The sequence below is a fragment of the Enterobacter sp. 03-F-07-AD-ECC genome (assembly GCF_047530935.1).
Classification (GTDB): domain Bacteria; phylum Pseudomonadota; class Gammaproteobacteria; order Enterobacterales; family Enterobacteriaceae; genus Enterobacter; species Enterobacter cloacae.
Genome location: NZ_JBLKBZ010000005.1, coordinates 157,326 through 172,522 on the forward strand (window position 1 = coordinate 157,326; position 15,197 = coordinate 172,522).

Consider the following 15,197-nt stretch of genomic DNA (forward strand, 5'->3'; position numbering starts at 1 on the left):
CCGTCAGTTCTCCAGTTGTTGCAGGATACGGTTAACTTTATCAAAGGTTTCCTGATATTCCGCCTCGACCTGGCTGTCAGCAACAATCCCGCCGCCTGCGGAACAGTAAAGCTGGCCGTCGCAGGCCGTCAGGGTGCGAATAGTGATGCTGGTATCCAGCGTGCCGCAGACGCTAACGTAGCCAATGCTGCCGCACCAGGCGTTGCGACGGTGCGGTTCCAGTTCATCGATAATCTCCATCGCCCGCACTTTTGGCGCGCCGGTGATGGAGCCACCCGGGAACGCGGCGCGCAGAAGATCGCAGGGGGTACGCGAAGCCGGCAGCTGTGCGGTAATGGTGCTGACCAGATGGTGCACCGCCGGGAAAGGCTCGACGACGAACAGCTCCGGCACGCGAACGCTGCCCGGTACCGCCACCCGGCCAATGTCGTTGCGCATCAGGTCGACAATCATTAAATTTTCGGCGCGGTCCTTCGGTGACGCGGCGAGCTTTTCCGCCTGCTGGCGGTCAGCAGCCGGATCGCTCAGGCGCGGCAAGGTCCCTTTAATCGGGCGTGTCTGGATCTTGCCTTCCGCCAGATGAATAAACCGCTCAGGCGAAAGACTCAGGATCGCGCCCAGATCGAGACGGATAAACGCACTGAACGGTGCCCGGTTGCTGGCATTGAGGCGGGTAAAGGCCTGCCATTCATCGCCCTGATATGTCGCCTGGAAGCGCTGGGCAAGGTTCACCTGATAACAATCGCCGCTTTGCAGATATGCCTGTACGCGTGCGAATTTTTCCGCATAGGTCTGCGGGGTCATGTTTGAACGCCACGCAGAGGTCAGACGGAAATCCGGCGCGGCTGCGGGCTGCTGCGCGTTCAGCCAGGCCAGGCGTGCCTCCACATCCGAATGGCTGAGCAGGGAGACCACCTGTTTATGGTGATCGACAATCAGCGCCCAGTCGTAAAGTCCCACCGCCATATCCGGCAGTGGAATATCCGCCTTCGCAACGGAAGGCAGCGTTTCAAAGCGGCGACCAAGGTCATAGCCAAACACGCCCAGCGCACCGCCCTGGAAGGGAAGATCCGGGTTAGGCGTGGCAGACAAACCCAGCTCGTCGATAGCCTCCTGAAGCTTGATCAGCGGATCGTGCGTGGAGGGCTGGTTTTCGGATGTCACCGTGCGCACCGGGTCAGCAACCACAATGTCGAAGCGGCTGTAAGGATGGTCCGCATGGCCGGAATGCAGCAGCATCGCCCAGGGAAGATGGCTCAGACGAGCAAACCAGAATTCAGCGGCGTCAGTACGCCACGGCAGGGTAATAACAGTGGGGAAGCGCATGTTCATGTGTGGCATACTACCGGGCAGCGTGAAATAATTAGCGCGAATAATTTAGCAGGAGTTGACGATGTTTGCAGGTTTACCTTCTCTGAGCCATGAGCAACAGCAGAAAGCGGTTGAGCGGATCCAGGAGCTGATGTCCCAGGGGATGAGCAGCGGGCAGGCCATTTCTCAGGTGGCGGAAGAACTTCGCGCCACCCATACCGGCGAGCGGATCGTGGCGCGTTTCGAGGATGAAGATGAAGAGTAACCGGCTTACACAGCCGCGATAATCTTAATCTCTACCTTGTATTCCGGCTTCATCAGCGTGGCCTGTACGGTACAACGTACAGGCGCGTGACCCGCCACCACCCACGCATCCCAGGCTTTGTTCATGGCCGCAAAATCGTCTTTATTCGCCAGGAAAATGGTGGCGTCCAGAATACGCGATTTGTCGCTGCCTTGCTTTTCCAGCACCGCATCGATCTGCGCCAGGGTGTCAGCCGTTTGTTCAAAGGCACCCGCATCCAGATTGGACGGCACGCCAGTGTAATAGAGCGTCTGGTTATGAATGACTACATCAGACCAGCGGGCTTCGGCATCAATGCGCACAATTGTCATAAACGTTTCCTCGTTACTTTCGTCATCAGGCGGCAAGACTGCCATATTGTTTCGCCGTCGTCACTATTTGGGGTGGCACAGGAGAGGATGGGCTGACATAATCCCTGTGCAAAAATACAGTGAGAGAACACCGTGGCAGACGATTTTTCCCCTGAAGGGCAGTTAGCACAGGCTATTCCCGGTTTTAAACCGCGTGAACCGCAGCGTCAGATGGCGCATGCCGTCGCTCGCGCCATCGATAAGGCACAGCCGCTGGTGGTCGAGGCCGGAACCGGCACGGGAAAAACCTACGCTTACCTTGCACCGGCGCTGCGCGCGAAAAAGAAGGTGATCATCTCTACCGGCTCGAAGGCGTTGCAGGATCAGCTCTACAGCCGTGATTTGCCGACGGTGGCAAAAGCGCTGAAATACAAAGGGCGGCTGGCGTTGCTGAAAGGGCGCTCCAACTATCTCTGCCTGGAGCGTCTTGAACAGCAGGCGCTGGCGGGCGGCGACCTGCCGGTGCAGACCCTGAGTGATGTGATCATCCTTCGCGCCTGGGCTAACCAGACGGAAGAGGGGGATATCAGCACCTGCGCGAGCGTGGCGGAAGACTCTCCCGCCTGGCCGCTGGTGACCAGCACCAATGACAACTGCCTGGGCAGCGACTGCCCGCTGTATAAAGACTGTTTTGTGGTCAAAGCGCGTAAAACCGCGATGGATGCAGATGTGGTGGTGGTCAACCACCATCTGTTTCTCGCGGATATGGTGGTGAAAGACAGCGGTTTTGGCGAACTTATTCCTGAAGCGGAAGTGATGATCTTCGACGAAGCCCATCAGCTTCCGGATATCGCCAGCCAGTATTTCGGCCAGTCGCTCTCCAGCCGCCAGCTGCTGGATCTGGCGAAAGATTTCACCATTGCTTATCGCACTGAATTAAAAGATACCCAGCAGCTGCAAAAATGTGCCGATCGCCTCGCGCAAAGCGCGCAGGATTTTCGCCTGCAGCTTGGCGAGCCGGGTTACCGCGGCAATCTGCGCGAGCTGCTGGCGGACAATAATATCCAGCGCGCGCTACTGCTGCTAGATGACGCGCTGGAACTCTGTTACGACGTGGCGAAACTGTCGCTTGGCCGTTCTGCGCTGCTGGACGCCGCCTTCGAGCGCGCCACGCTCTATCGCGGGCGGCTGAAACGGCTGAAGGAGATCAACCAGCCGGGGTACAGCTACTGGTATGAATGCACCTCGCGTCATTTCACCCTGGCGCTTACGCCGCTGACGGTGGCAGACAAATTCAAAGAGGTGATGGCGCAAAAACCGGGGAGCTGGATATTTACCTCCGCGACCCTGTCGGTGAATGACGATCTGCACCACTTCACTGAGCGTCTCGGGATTGAACAGGCGGAATCACTGCTGCTGCCGAGCCCGTTTGATTATGAAAAACAGGCGCTGCTCTGCGTGCCGCGTAATCTGCCGTTACCCAACCAGCCCGGCGCCGCACGCCTGTTGGCAGCCATGCTGAAGCCGATGATTGAGGCCAACAATGGCCGCTGCTTTATGCTCTGCACCTCTCACGCCATGATGCGCGACCTGGCAGAACAGTTCCGCGCCACCATGACCTTGCCGGTGCTGCTGCAGGGGGAAACCAGCAAAGGGCAACTGTTACAGCAGTTTGTCAGTGCCGGGAATGCGCTTCTGGTGGCAACCAGCAGCTTCTGGGAAGGTGTGGACGTGCGGGGCGATACCCTGTCGCTGGTCATTATCGATAAACTGCCTTTTACCTCGCCGGACGATCCGCTGCTCAAAGCGCGAATGGAAGACTGCCGTCTGCGCGGGGGCGATCCTTTCGACGAGGTACAGCTGCCGGACGCGGTGATCACCCTTAAGCAGGGGGTAGGACGACTGATCCGCGACGTGGACGACCGCGGCGTGCTCGTAATCTGTGATAACCGGCTGGTGATGCGCCCCTACGGTGCGACCTTCCTCGCCAGCCTGCCGCCCGCGCCGCGTACGCGGGACATTAAACGCGCGGTTCGCTTCCTGGCCAACCCAACGGCGGAGTAATTTGCCCGGGAGTGTGCTAAGATGCGCGCCATTTTGTGACTGACCATTGCGAGAGCGCGACGACTGATGCGAATTCTGGCTATTGATACCGCTACAGAGGCGTGTTCCGTTGCTCTGTGGAACGACGGTGCTATTTCTGCTCATTTCGAAGAGTGCCCACGAGAACACACCCAACGTATTCTGCCCCTGGTGAAAGCGATTTTGACCCAGGGCAACACCACCTTAACCGACCTCGATGCGCTGGCCTTTGGCCGTGGCCCCGGCAGCTTTACGGGTGTACGCATTGGGATCGGTATTGCGCAGGGGCTGGCGCTGGGCGCTGACCTGCCGATGATCGGTGTTTCCACCCTGGCGACGATGGCGCAGGGCGCGTGGCGTATGACCGGTGCTACCCGTGTGCTGGCAGCGATTGATGCCCGCATGGGCGAAGTCTACTGGGCTGAATACACCCGCGACGAGCAGGGCGTGTGGCACGGCGAAGAGACGGAAGCGGTGCTCAAGCCGGAAGCGGTAACCGAACGGTTGCAGAACCTCTCCGGTGAATGGGCGACGGTAGGAACCGGTTGGGCGGCATGGCCTGACATGGCAAACGGTACCGGCGTAACGCTGGTGGACGGCAACATGCTTCTGCCTGCCGCAGAGGATATGCTTCCTCTGGCCTGCCAGCTGCTCGCAGCAGGAAAAACCGTGGCTGTTGAACATGCCGAGCCGGTTTATTTGCGAAACACCGTCGCGTGGAAGAAACTTCCAGGCCGCGAGTGAATCTCAGTAACAGGAACTGAGAAAAAGGAGTCGCATCATGGCGGTTCAGACTAAAGTAGTACGCCTAATTATGGCAGGCGCTGTGGCCATAGCACTGAGCGGATGCGTTTCCGTTCCTGATGCGATTAAGGGCAGTAGCCCTACGCCACAGCAGGATCTGGTTCGCGTGATGAATGCCCCTGAGCTTTACGTCGGTCAGGAAGCGCGCTTCGGCGGGAAGGTGATTGAGGTGCAAAACCAGCAGGGGAAAACCCGGCTGGAGATCGCCACCGTGCCACTGGATAGCGGCGCGCGGCCGATCCTCGGCGAAACCTCGCGCGGGCGCATTTTTGCCGATGTCAGCGGCTTCCTCGACCCGGTTGATTTCCGTGGACAGCTGGTGACCGTCGTCGGGCCGATTACCGGCACGACACAGGGCAAAATCGGCACAACGCCTTACAAATTTATGACCATGCAGGTTAACGGCTACAAACGCTGGCGGCTGACACAGCAGGTGATCATGCCGCCTCAGCCTGTCGATCCGTGGATGTGGGGCCCACACCCGTATCGTTACGGCTACCCCGGCTGGGGCTGGTATAACCCGGGTCCGGCGCAGGTACAGACGATCGTTACTGAGTAACTTACTGTTATTGTTAGAAAAGAGACAGCGGCTCAGCCGCTGTCTCTGTTTTTTTACGGCTAAAACGAAAAAAAAAAGTGACGCGCTTCGCAACCTTAAATCTGGGCAATTAATAAACTGGTACGCTGAGTTAATATAATGTTAACAAACTGTTTATTATCGGGGTTGTGATGACGACGAACACTCAATTCAGAGGTGATGCATTGAACAAGGTTTGGCTTAACCGTTATCCCGCAGATGTGCCTGCGGAGATCAATCCTGACCGTTATCAATCCCTGGTTGAATTATTTGAACACTCGGTAAGGCGTTACGCCGATCAGCCCGCGTTTATCAATATGGGTGAGGTGATGACGTTCCGTAAGCTTGAGGAGCGGAGTCGGGCGTTCGCGGCCTATTTGCAGGAAGGGCTGGGGCTGCAAAAAGGGGATCGCGTCGCGCTGATGATGCCGAACCTGCTGCAATACCCGGTCGCGTTATTTGGTATCCTGCGGGCCGGGATGATTGTCGTCAACGTCAACCCGCTCTACACCCCACGTGAGCTGGAGCATCAGCTGAACGACAGCGGCGCGACCGCAATTGTGATCGTCTCAAACTTTGCCCACACGCTGGAGAAAGTGGTCGACAGAACCCAGGTGAAACACGTCATCCTGACGCGCATGGGGGATCAGCTCTCCACCGCCAAGGGCACGCTGGTTAACTTTGTCGTCAAATACATCAAACGTCTGGTACCGAAATACCATCTGCCGGATGCCATCTCCTTCCGCCGCGCGTTGCATGCCGGGTATCGTATGCAATACGTCAAACCGGAAGTGGTGTCAGAGGATCTTGCGTTCCTGCAGTACACCGGTGGCACTACCGGCGTGGCCAAAGGCGCCATGCTGACTCACCGCAATATGCTGGCGAACCTTGAGCAGGTGAATGCGACCTACGGGCCGCTGCTGCATCCGGGCAAAGAGGTGGTCATCACCGCGCTTCCGCTTTATCACATTTTTGCGCTGACCATGAACTGCCTGCTGTTCATCGAGCTGGGCGGTCAGAACGTGCTGATCACCAACCCACGCGACATTCCGGGGCTGGTTAAAGAGCTGGCGAAATACCCGTTCACCGCCATGACCGGGGTCAATACCCTGTTTAACGCGCTGCTTAATAACAAAGAGTTCCAGCAGCTTGATTTCTCCACGCTGCACCTCTCTGCGGGCGGCGGAATGCCGGTTCAGCAGGCGGTGGCAGAGCGCTGGGTGAAACTCACCGGCCAGTATTTACTCGAAGGCTATGGCCTGACCGAATGCGCCCCGCTGGTCAGCGTCAATCCGCATGATATCGACTATCACAGCGGCAGTATCGGCCTGCCCGTACCGTCGACGGAAGCCAAACTGGTGGATGATGACGACAACGAAGTTGCACCGGGCGAGCCGGGTGAACTGTGCGTTAAAGGGCCACAGGTGATGCTGGGCTACTGGCAGCGTCCTGATGCCACCGACGAAATCATCAAAGACGGCTGGCTGCACACCGGTGATATCGCGGTGATGGACGAAGAGGGCTTCCTGCGCATTGTCGATCGTAAGAAAGACATGATCCTCGTCTCCGGATTTAACGTCTATCCGAATGAGATCGAAGATGTGGTGATGCAGCATAGCGGCGTGCTTGAAGTTGCCGCGGTTGGCGTACCTTCCGGCAGCAGCGGCGAGGCAGTGAAGATTTTTGTGGTGAAGAAAAACGCCTCTCTTACCGAGGAGGAGCTCATCACGTTCTGCCGCCGTCAGCTCACCGGCTATAAAGTGCCGAAGCTGGTGGAGTTCCGCGATGAGTTGCCGAAATCAAACGTCGGGAAGATATTACGACGAGAATTACGTGACGAAGCCCGTGCCAAAGTGGACAATAAGGCCTGAGCTTCACGCTAATCGCCCAGACGCCGGTTTAGCCGGCGTTTTTTATGGGCGCAAACAAAAGAGAAACCGTTTTGAATTACCAGATGATCACGACCAACGACGAGCTGGCTTCGCTGTGCGAAGTGACGCGCGACTTTCCTGCCATCGCCCTGGATACCGAGTTTGTCCGTACCCGGACGTATTATCCGCAGTTGGGTTTGATTCAGATGTACGACGGCAAACACGTGTCGCTGATTGACCCGCTCGGCATTACCGACTGGACGCCGATGCGTGACCTGCTGCTTGATACTGCGGTCACCAAATACCTGCACGCAGGCAGTGAAGATCTGGAAGTCTTTCTGAATACGTTTGGCATCATGCCGCAGCCGCTGATTGACACGCAGATCCTCGCCGCGTTCAGCAATCGTCCGCTTTCATGGGGCTTTGCCGCCATGGTTGAGGAGTACACCGGCCTGACCCTGGATAAAAGTGAATCCCGTACCGACTGGCTGGCGCGCCCGCTCACAGAGCGTCAGCTGGACTACGCTGCGGCAGATGTGTTTTACCTGCTGCCGATTGCCGGACAACTGATGAAAGAGGCAGAAGCCTCCGGCTGGCTGCCTGCTGCACTGGATGAGTGCCGCATGACGCAGCAGCGTCGCCAGGAAATTGCTGACCCGAAAGAGGCCTGGCGCGATATCAGCAATGCGTGGCAGCTGCGTACGCGTCAGTTGGCCTGTCTGCAATTATTAGCCGACTGGCGCCTGCGTAAAGCGCACGAACGCGATTTGGCCGTTAACTTTGTGGTACGCGAAGAGCACCTGTGGGCGGTCGCACGCTATATGCCAGGCAGCATGGGCGAGCTGGACAGCATTGGGCTTTCAGGCAGCGAAATTCGTTTTCATGGAAAAACGCTGCTCGCGCTGGTGGCCAAAGCGCAGCAGATACCGGATGACGCACTGCCAGAGCCGCTGCTGAATCTGATGGATATGCCGGGCTATCGTAAAGCGTTTAAAGATATTAAAGCGCTGGTGCAGGCTGTGGCGGCAGAAAGCAAATTGAGTGCGGAGTTGCTGGCATCACGTCGTCAGATAAACCAGTTGCTGAACTGGCACTGGAAGCTGAAACCGCAGAATGGCTTACCGGAAATGATGGCGGGCTGGCGCGGGGAATTGATGGCCGATCGCCTGAATACGTTGCTGGAAGGGTATCCACGATAATAAATATGCCGGGCGATATACCCGGCATATTCCCCCGGTGGCGCTGCGCTTACCGGGGCTACGAAATCAAAAACTACGGACGCGACTCTTCCGCTTCCGGGAGCGTAACGTTCAGCTCCAGAATCGAAATATCCCCGTCTTTTTGCTCCAGCTGCACGGTGACCATCTCCGGGTCAATCTGCACATATTTGCAGATCACTTCCAGGATGTCCTTGCGCAGCTGCGGCAGGTAGTGAGGCTCGGCGTCGCTACGACGACGCTCCGCAACGATGATTTGCAGTCGTTCTTTTGCGATGTTGGCGGTGTTCTTTTTCCGCGAGAGAAAAAAGTCCAGTAATGCCATAACTTATCCTCCGAACAGGCGTTTGAGGAAACCTTTCTTCTCTTCTTCAATGAAGCGGAAAGGACGTTCTTCTCCCAGCAGACGGTCAACCGTATCCGCATACGCTTTACCGGCATCTGCTGTTGTATCAAGGATCACTGGCTCGCCCTGGTTAGAGGCGCGCAGCACGGACTGGTCTTCCGGGATGACGCCCACCAGTTTAATGCGCAGGATCTCCAGCACGTCTTCCATGCTCAGCATGTCACCTTTGTTTACGCGGCCCGGGTTATAGCGGGTCAGCAGCAGGTGCTCTTTAATCGGGTCTTCGCCATTTTCCGCACGGCGGGATTTGGATGCGAGGATCCCGAGAATGCGGTCAGAGTCACGGACGGATGACACTTCAGGGTTCGTGGTGATGATCGCTTCATCAGCGAAGTAGAGCGCCATCAGGGCACCGGTTTCGATACCGGCAGGGGAGTCACAGACAATGAAGTCGAACTCCATTTTTTTCAGCTCATCGAGCACCTTTTCAACGCCTTCGCGGGTCAGGGCGTCTTTGTCACGCGTCTGAGAGGCCGGGAGGATATAAAGGTTCTCGGTGCGCTTGTCTTTAATCAGCGCCTGGTTAAGGGTGGCATCGCCCTGAATCACGTTTACGAAGTCATACACGACGCGACGTTCACAACCCATAATCAGGTCGAGGTTACGCAGACCGATATCGAAATCGATAACGACGGTTTTCTTTCCCTTCTGGGCCAAACCAGTAGCGATGGCCGCGCTGGAGGTGGTCTTGCCAACGCCTCCTTTACCCGAAGTAACAACAATAATGCGTGCCATAGAAATTCCTTGTTAAAAAGGGATCAATTCAACGGTTGAACGGTCAACGCGTCGTCTGCCAGTCGCAGACGAGCCGCTTTGCCATAAAATTCGGCTGGGATCTTGTCGCTCAGCCAATATTCACCTGCGATGGACACCAGTTCCGCAGTCAGGTGAGTACAAAATATTTGTGCGTCCCGATCGCCACTCGCCCCGGCGAGTGCACGCCCACGCATCATACCGTAAACGTGAATGTTGCCATCTGCAATCAGCTCAGCGCCAGCGCTGACGTGGCTTGTAACAATTAGATCACAGTTTGGTGCATAAATGCGCTGTCCGGAACGAACCGGCACATCAATCATTCGCGTTTTTGTGAGGGCGGTAACGTTTTGTACCGCAGGTGGGGGCGTTTCAACGGCAACGGGGGCCGCACGTGGGGCTTTTTCTTTGCCTTCGTTCAGAAGAGGCAGTCCCGCACGGTCGATTTCCGCTTTTAGCTCAGTATCTTTGCAGCCGCTGATGCCCACAATGCGCAGACCGGTAGAGGAGACGGCCTGCTGGAGTTGTTTCCAGTTAACCGGGGATTCCAGACCGCTGACATTGATAACCACAGGGGCGTGTTTCAGAAAGGCGGGAGCCTGAGCGATTTTGTCTTCTAACGCCTGACGAATAACCTCGGGTTTTGCATCATGCAAATGTACCACTGATAAGGTGAAGCTACTGCCTTTAAGCTCGATGGGCGTGTTTGACATCCTGGCCTTACTCAATTTGCTATTAACCGCAACCACTCGCTGCGATATTCCGAAGAGTATCAGGCATGTTATAGTCAGGAGTATATTGAGGCAAGCAACCACCTATGAATTCAGAGTAAAAACATGTTTTGTGTGATCTACAGAAGTACAAGCCGCGACCAGACCTATCTTTATGTCGAAAAGAAAGACGATTTTTCCCGCGTGCCAGAAGAATTAATGAAGAGCTTTGGCCGACCTCAGCTGGCGATGCTGCTGCCGCTCGACGGTCGTAAGAAACTGGTTAACGCCGATCTGGAAAAAGTTAAAACGGCCTTAACGGAGCAAGGCTATTATTTACAGCTTCCGCCACCTCCCGAGAATTTATTAAAACAGCATCTTGAGGCGACCGGTAAAAAATAGCCTCACCTGTTTTCGGGCATAACATATCAACCGTTTAGGGGTCGACCATGTATCAACATCATAACTGGCAAGGTGCATTACTGGATTATCCCGTCAGCAAAGTGGTTTGCGTGGGCAGCAATTATGCCAAACACATTCAGGAGATGGGCAGCGCGACGCCAGAAGAGCCGGTGCTGTTCATTAAGCCGGAAACCGCGCTTTGCGATATCCGCCAGCCGCTGGCACTGCCGCAGGGACTGGGTTCTGTGCATCATGAAGTGGAGCTGGCGGTGCTGATTGGCGCGACGCTACGCCAGGCCTCCGAAGAGCATGTGCAAAAAGCTATTGCCGGTTACGGCGTGGCGCTGGATCTGACGCTACGTGAGGTACAGGGCAAGCTGAAGAAAGCAGGGCAGCCGTGGGAAAAAGCCAAAGGCTTTGATAATGCCTGCCCGATCTCGGGTTTTGTTCCGGTCGGCGAATTTACCGGCGATCCACAGAACACGTCCCTCAGCCTGAAAGTGAACGGTGAGATCCGCCAGCAGGGTAACACGGCAGATATGATCCATAAGATCGTGCCGCTGATTGCCTATATGAGCCGCTTCTTTACCCTTAAGCCGGGTGATGTGATCCTGACCGGTACGCCAGAAGGTGTCGGCCCTCTTAACGGTGGAGACGAACTGGAAGTGAGCTTTAACGGCCTGTCACTGAAAACCCGCGTACTGTAAACGCATTTTGCCGCCCCTCAGGGCGGCAAAACTTGCATCAACGTGCCAGACTCGTTATAAGGTGCGCTTTCTTTTGACGTGTGGACATCCTGATGAACGACATCCCTTTCTGGCAACGCAAAACTCTCGACGAAATGACAGACGTGGAGTGGGAGTCGTTATGTGACGGCTGCGGGCAGTGCTGCCTGCATAAGCTCATGGATGAAGACACTGATGAAATCTATTTCACCAACGTTGCCTGTAAGCAGTTAAACATCAAAACCTGCCAGTGCCGCAACTACGAGCGCCGCTTCGAGTTCGAGCCGGACTGCATTAAGCTCACCCGTGAGAACCTACCGACGTTTGAATGGCTGCCGCATACCTGCGCGTATCGCCTGCTGGCGGAAGGGAAGGATCTGCCGACATGGCACCCCTTGCTGACCGGCTCTAAAGCGGCCATGCACGGCGAGCGTATTTCGGTGCGCCACATCGCGGTGAAAGAGTCCGAGGTGCGGGACTGGGAAGACCACATTATGAATCACCCGACCCGGTGATAAATAAAAACCCGCCTCGGCGGGTTTTTATTGGGGTGCGGCCTGATGCCCTCACCCCAACCCTCTCCCACGGGAGAGGGCGCAAAAACTAAAAACGGCAACTATCGTTGCCGTTTTGCTTTTACCTTCCGAACAGATCGCGCTTCTTCGGCTTAAACGGCTGAGCAATTAGCACCAGCAGCGCCACGACGAAGTAGGCCACAAAAATGCCCACCAGCCACTGCGGCATCTCCAGCGACAGGAATTCCCACTGACGTACAGAGCAGTCACCGGAGGCGACAAACACCTGCGGCAGCCATTTATCCAGCGGCAACCAGCTCGGGAAGCGGGCAGCGAAATCACAGGTCATGAACGGCGACGGGTGCAGTTGCATCATGGTGTGCTGCCAGGAAAGCTCAATCCCTTTCCAGGCGCTGTACAGCCAGACCGCGATAGCGACGTAGCGGAGCGGTGTTTTAGGTGCAATCGCACCCAACAGACCCGCACCCATGACGCCGAACAGCGCGCAGCGCTCGTAGATACAGAGCACGCAGGGTTTGAGTCCCATCACATGCTGGAACCACAGCGCGACCATTTCCAGCGCAAAGGCGGTCAGGGCCATTAACAACCATGCTCCGCGACCGCGGGAGCACTGGTTTAAAAATCTCAACATAATCATTTCCCTGGAACATGCTTAGAAAGCGCAGTGTAAACGAATTTTAATGCGCCGCAAGTATACCCGCTTGTATCAGCCATTGCGTACAGGGAATGAGGGTAATTTTGACGCAAAGCAATCCCACAATGGTGAGAACCAGCGTATAGGGCAGCGCCATCCAGACCATCTTTCCATAAGAAAGACGTATGAGTGGCGCGAGGGCCGAGGTCAGCAGGAACAGGAACGCGGCCTGTCCGTTTGGCGTCGCCACCGACGGCAGGTTGGTGCCGGTATTAATGGCAACCGCCAGCAGCTCGAACTGCCCGGCGTTGATAATGCCTTCTTCCATCGCCGCTTTGGCTTCATTGATGTAGACCGTGCCGACAAAAACGTTATCGGAGATGGACGACAGCAGGCCGTTGAACAGATAGAAGAGCGACAGCTGCGCGTCGGGCGCCGCCTGCAGTACAAAAGTAATAATCGGGGCGAACAGGTGTTGGTCGATAATCACCGCCACCACCGCAAAGAAGACCGCCAGCAGCGCGGTAAACGGCAGGGCTTCGGTAAAGGCTTTACCGATAGCATGTTCATCCGTTACCCCGCTAAAGGTCGTCGCAAGAATAATAACCGAGAGACCAATCAGCCCGACTTCGGCAAGATGGAAAGCCAGCGCGACGATAAGCCAGAGACCGATGATCCCCTGCGCAATCAGACGCAGCGTCTCCTGGCGCGTGCGTTGCGTACGGTTCTGCTCGTCAAATTTATGCAGCTCTTTGCGAACTGGCTCAGGCAACTGCGCACCGTAGCCGAAAACGTTGAATTTCTCGACCAGGATACAGGTCGCTAACCCGCAGACGAACACGGGCAGGCTGACCGGGGCCATGCGCAGGAAAAACTCGCCAAAATGCCACTCAGCCGCTTTGGCGATGATCAGGTTTTGCGGCTCACCTACCATGGTCATCACGCCACCTAATGCGGTACCGACGCCCGCGTGCATCATCAGGCTGCGCAGAAACGCGCGGAACTGTTCCAGCACCTCACGGTTATGCGCCTCGACGTGGCTGTCGTCCTGCAAATCCTCGCCCGGACGGGACGATGCCACGCGGTGATAAATGCCGTAAAACCCGACGGCAACGCTGATGACCACCGCCACGACGGTTAGCGCATCCAGGAAGGCCGAAAGGAATGCGGCAGCAAGGCAGAACGCCAGCGACAGCATCGTTTTAGACGGAATGCTGAGCAACAGGCGGGTGAAGATAAACAGCAGCAGCTGTTTCATAAAGTAGATACCGGCCACCATGAAGATCAGCAGCAGAAGCACTTCCAGGTTGGATGCCAGCTCGGCTTTGACATGCTCTGCGCTCGTCATACCGATAACCACGGCTTCAAAAGCCAGCAAACCACCCGGCAGCAGGGGATAACATTTCAGCGCCATGGCCAGGGTGAAGATAAACTCCGCCACCAGCAGCCACCCGGCGACGAACGGAGCGATACTAAAAATAATGGGATTAACAACCAGGAAAACCAGAAGTATCAGTTTGTACCAGTCAGGAGACTGGCCTAAAAAATTGCGCCACAGCGCGCGCCCAAAAGAAATTTCCACAACAGACGTCCTTCCCCGTCAGGTAAAACAAAACATCAGTATACGCAAAAAACGCGGGGCAGAGGCGGATAAGCGTGTATTGTAAATTTCACGAAAATAAAACAGCGATCCCTCTTTTCTCTCTTTCACGCGCTACCTGCCACTGCATGCCTCTGGTATGATGAGTGCAATTTGCAAAAGCTGTGTAATGGAAATCTCACTATGGTCATTAAGGCGCAGAGCCCGGCGGGTTTCGCGGAAGAGTACATCATTGAAAGCATCTGGAATAATCGCTTCCCTGCGGGATCCATTCTTCCAGCTGAACGCGAACTCTCTGAACTGATTGGCGTCACTCGCACCACGCTGCGTGAAGTGCTCCAGCGACTGGCGCGCGATGGCTGGTTGACGATCCAGCACGGTAAGCCAACGAAAGTAAACAACTTCTGGGAAACTTCCGGGCTGAACATTCTTGAAACGCTGGCGCGCCTCGATCACGAAAGCGTGCCACAGCTGATTGATAATCTGCTCTCGGTGCGTACCAACATTGCGACAATCTTTATTCGTACCGCTTTTCGTCAGCATCCGGAAGACGCGCTGCAGGTGCTTGCCAGCGCGAACGAAGTGGAAGATCACGCCGATGCCTTTGCCACGCTCGATTACAACGTTTTCCGCGGACTGGCGTTTGCCTCCGGTAACCCGGTGTACGGTCTGATCCTGAACGGCATGAAAGGGCTGTATACCCGTATCGGTCGCCACTACTTTGCCAACCCTGAGGCGCGCAGCCTGGCGCTGGGCTTCTACCATAAGCTAAGCAAGCTCTGTACTGAAGGCCTGCACGATCAGGTGTATGAGACGGTGCGCCGCTACGGCCACGATTCCGGTGAAATCTGGCACCGGATGCAGAAAACACTGCCGGGTGATTTAGCCATTCAGGGCCGCTGAAATAAAAAACCTCTCAAGTGAGAGGTTTTTTTTCGCCCGGTGGCGCTTCGCTTACCGGGCCTACAAAACCCG

17 protein-coding genes are annotated in these 15,197 nt (G+C 56.0%); 10 read left to right on the forward strand and 7 right to left on the reverse strand.

Annotation, left to right across the window (positions count from 1 at the left end; all coding sequences use genetic code 11):
• Nucleotides 1–3: 3 nt before the first annotated feature.
• A complete protein-coding gene (gene pabB / locus ACMWKA_RS10155) occupies nt 4–1,332 on the reverse strand; it encodes an aminodeoxychorismate synthase component 1 (RefSeq protein ID WP_062934761.1) in 1,329 nt (442 codons plus the stop codon).
• A 61-nt stretch (nt 1,333–1,393) separates the two neighbouring features.
• Between pabB and ACMWKA_RS10160 the strand changes: the two genes are divergently transcribed.
• Nucleotides 1,394–1,576, forward strand: coding sequence for a YoaH family protein (locus tag ACMWKA_RS10160; protein ID WP_008500497.1), 183 nt, complete (start codon nt 1,394–1,396; stop codon nt 1,574–1,576).
• Nucleotides 1,577–1,581: 5 nt separating this feature from the next.
• Here ACMWKA_RS10160 and ACMWKA_RS10165 read toward each other — a convergent pair whose 3' ends face one another.
• Nucleotides 1,582–1,926: a RidA family protein gene (locus tag ACMWKA_RS10165; RefSeq protein WP_045294454.1), complete on the reverse strand. Its 345-nt coding sequence runs from the start codon at nt 1,924–1,926 to the stop codon at nt 1,582–1,584.
• Between the two features lie 132 nt (nt 1,927–2,058).
• On the opposite strand from ACMWKA_RS10165, the gene ACMWKA_RS10170 reads away from it, so the two are divergent.
• The 5 genes from ACMWKA_RS10170 (at nt 2,059) to rnd (ending at nt 8,438) form a co-directional block, all read left to right on the forward strand.
• The gene (locus tag ACMWKA_RS10170; protein ID WP_013096139.1) at nt 2,059–3,969 is read left to right on the forward strand and encodes an ATP-dependent DNA helicase; all 1,911 of its coding nucleotides are present in this window, start codon (nt 2,059–2,061) and stop codon (nt 3,967–3,969) included.
• A gap of 66 nt (nt 3,970–4,035) precedes the next feature.
• Entirely contained in the window at nt 4,036–4,731 is a 696-nt protein-coding gene (gene tsaB / locus ACMWKA_RS10175) for a tRNA (adenosine(37)-N6)-threonylcarbamoyltransferase complex dimerization subunit type 1 TsaB (RefSeq protein ID WP_013096140.1), read from the forward strand.
• Nucleotides 4,732–4,768: 37 nt separating this feature from the next.
• Nucleotides 4,769–5,350 (forward strand): Slp family lipoprotein, encoded by a 582-nt coding sequence (locus ACMWKA_RS10180; RefSeq protein ID WP_013096141.1) that lies wholly within the window; start codon nt 4,769–4,771, stop codon nt 5,348–5,350.
• Between the two features lie 203 nt (nt 5,351–5,553).
• Nucleotides 5,554–7,239 (forward strand): long-chain-fatty-acid--CoA ligase FadD, encoded by a 1,686-nt coding sequence (fadD, locus tag ACMWKA_RS10185; protein WP_072193822.1) that lies wholly within the window; start codon nt 5,554–5,556, stop codon nt 7,237–7,239.
• A 71-nt stretch (nt 7,240–7,310) separates the two neighbouring features.
• Nucleotides 7,311–8,438 carry a ribonuclease D gene (gene rnd, locus ACMWKA_RS10190; RefSeq protein ID WP_414760209.1) on the forward strand — a complete coding sequence of 376 codons (1,128 nt, stop codon included), beginning with the start codon at nt 7,311–7,313 and terminating at the stop codon, nt 8,436–8,438.
• Between the two features lie 73 nt (nt 8,439–8,511).
• On the opposite strand, the gene minE is transcribed toward rnd, so the two are convergent.
• From minE to minC, 3 genes are read right to left on the reverse strand one after another with little or no spacing between them, the layout of a single operon-like run.
• Entirely contained in the window at nt 8,512–8,781 is a 270-nt protein-coding gene (gene minE / locus ACMWKA_RS10195; protein ID WP_008500504.1) for a cell division topological specificity factor MinE, read from the reverse strand.
• Nucleotides 8,782–8,784: 3 nt separating this feature from the next.
• Nucleotides 8,785–9,597 (reverse strand): septum site-determining protein MinD, encoded by an 813-nt coding sequence (minD, locus tag ACMWKA_RS10200; protein WP_013096144.1) that lies wholly within the window; start codon nt 9,595–9,597, stop codon nt 8,785–8,787.
• Between the two features lie 23 nt (nt 9,598–9,620).
• A complete protein-coding gene (minC, locus tag ACMWKA_RS10205; protein WP_020690845.1) occupies nt 9,621–10,328 on the reverse strand; it encodes a septum site-determining protein MinC in 708 nt (235 codons plus the stop codon).
• 123 nt (nt 10,329–10,451) lie between these two features.
• Between minC and ACMWKA_RS10210 the strand changes: the two genes are divergently transcribed.
• The 3 genes from ACMWKA_RS10210 (at nt 10,452) to ACMWKA_RS10220 (ending at nt 11,967) form a co-directional block, all read left to right on the forward strand.
• The gene (locus ACMWKA_RS10210) at nt 10,452–10,727 is read left to right on the forward strand and encodes a YcgL domain-containing protein (RefSeq protein WP_013096146.1); all 276 of its coding nucleotides are present in this window, start codon (nt 10,452–10,454) and stop codon (nt 10,725–10,727) included.
• A 47-nt stretch (nt 10,728–10,774) separates the two neighbouring features.
• Nucleotides 10,775–11,434 carry a fumarylacetoacetate hydrolase family protein gene (locus tag ACMWKA_RS10215; RefSeq protein ID WP_414760169.1) on the forward strand — a complete coding sequence of 220 codons (660 nt, stop codon included), beginning with the start codon at nt 10,775–10,777 and terminating at the stop codon, nt 11,432–11,434.
• Nucleotides 11,435–11,526: 92 nt separating this feature from the next.
• On the forward strand, nt 11,527–11,967 hold the full coding sequence (locus ACMWKA_RS10220) for a YcgN family cysteine cluster protein (RefSeq protein WP_014832353.1): 441 nt from the start codon (nt 11,527–11,529) through the stop codon (nt 11,965–11,967).
• A 121-nt stretch (nt 11,968–12,088) separates the two neighbouring features.
• Here the strand turns inward: ACMWKA_RS10220 and dsbB are convergent, their stop codons facing one another.
• Both dsbB and nhaB read right to left on the reverse strand, forming a co-directional pair.
• A complete protein-coding gene (gene dsbB, locus ACMWKA_RS10225) occupies nt 12,089–12,619 on the reverse strand; it encodes a disulfide bond formation protein DsbB (protein WP_028028084.1) in 531 nt (176 codons plus the stop codon).
• A gap of 46 nt (nt 12,620–12,665) precedes the next feature.
• Entirely contained in the window at nt 12,666–14,204 is a 1,539-nt protein-coding gene (gene nhaB / locus ACMWKA_RS10230; RefSeq protein ID WP_058682217.1) for a Na(+)/H(+) antiporter NhaB, read from the reverse strand.
• 201 nt (nt 14,205–14,405) lie between these two features.
• Here nhaB and fadR point away from each other — a divergent pair, with 201 nt between their 5' ends.
• Nucleotides 14,406–15,125 carry a fatty acid metabolism transcriptional regulator FadR gene (fadR, locus tag ACMWKA_RS10235; RefSeq protein ID WP_013096152.1) on the forward strand — a complete coding sequence of 240 codons (720 nt, stop codon included), beginning with the start codon at nt 14,406–14,408 and terminating at the stop codon, nt 15,123–15,125.
• The last annotated feature ends 72 nt before the right edge of the window (nt 15,126–15,197 follow it).

Excerpts from the sequence above, each read along its gene's own strand:
- ACMWKA_RS10165 (WP_045294454.1), bottom strand. The coding sequence starts at position 1,926 with ATGACAATTGTGCGCATTGATGCCGAAGCCCGCTGGTCTGATGTAGTC.
- minC (WP_020690845.1), bottom strand. The coding sequence starts at position 10,328 with ATGTCAAACACGCCCATCGAGCTTAAAGGCAGTAGCTTCACCTTATCA.
- dsbB (WP_028028084.1), bottom strand. The coding sequence starts at position 12,619 with ATGTTGAGATTTTTAAACCAGTGCTCCCGCGGTCGCGGAGCATGGTTG.
- pabB (WP_062934761.1), bottom strand. The coding sequence starts at position 1,332 with ATGAACATGCGCTTCCCCACTGTTATTACCCTGCCGTGGCGTACTGAC.
- ACMWKA_RS10215 (WP_414760169.1), top strand. The coding sequence starts at position 10,775 with ATGTATCAACATCATAACTGGCAAGGTGCATTACTGGATTATCCCGTC.
- ACMWKA_RS10220 (WP_014832353.1), top strand. The coding sequence starts at position 11,527 with ATGAACGACATCCCTTTCTGGCAACGCAAAACTCTCGACGAAATGACA.
- tsaB (WP_013096140.1), top strand. The coding sequence starts at position 4,036 with ATGCGAATTCTGGCTATTGATACCGCTACAGAGGCGTGTTCCGTTGCT.
- ACMWKA_RS10160 (WP_008500497.1), top strand. The coding sequence starts at position 1,394 with ATGTTTGCAGGTTTACCTTCTCTGAGCCATGAGCAACAGCAGAAAGCG.
- minD (WP_013096144.1), bottom strand. The coding sequence starts at position 9,597 with ATGGCACGCATTATTGTTGTTACTTCGGGTAAAGGAGGCGTTGGCAAG.
- fadR (WP_013096152.1), top strand. The coding sequence starts at position 14,406 with ATGGTCATTAAGGCGCAGAGCCCGGCGGGTTTCGCGGAAGAGTACATC.
- ACMWKA_RS10180 (WP_013096141.1), top strand. The coding sequence starts at position 4,769 with ATGGCGGTTCAGACTAAAGTAGTACGCCTAATTATGGCAGGCGCTGTG.
- minE (WP_008500504.1), bottom strand. The coding sequence starts at position 8,781 with ATGGCATTACTGGACTTTTTTCTCTCGCGGAAAAAGAACACCGCCAAC.
- ACMWKA_RS10210 (WP_013096146.1), top strand. The coding sequence starts at position 10,452 with ATGTTTTGTGTGATCTACAGAAGTACAAGCCGCGACCAGACCTATCTT.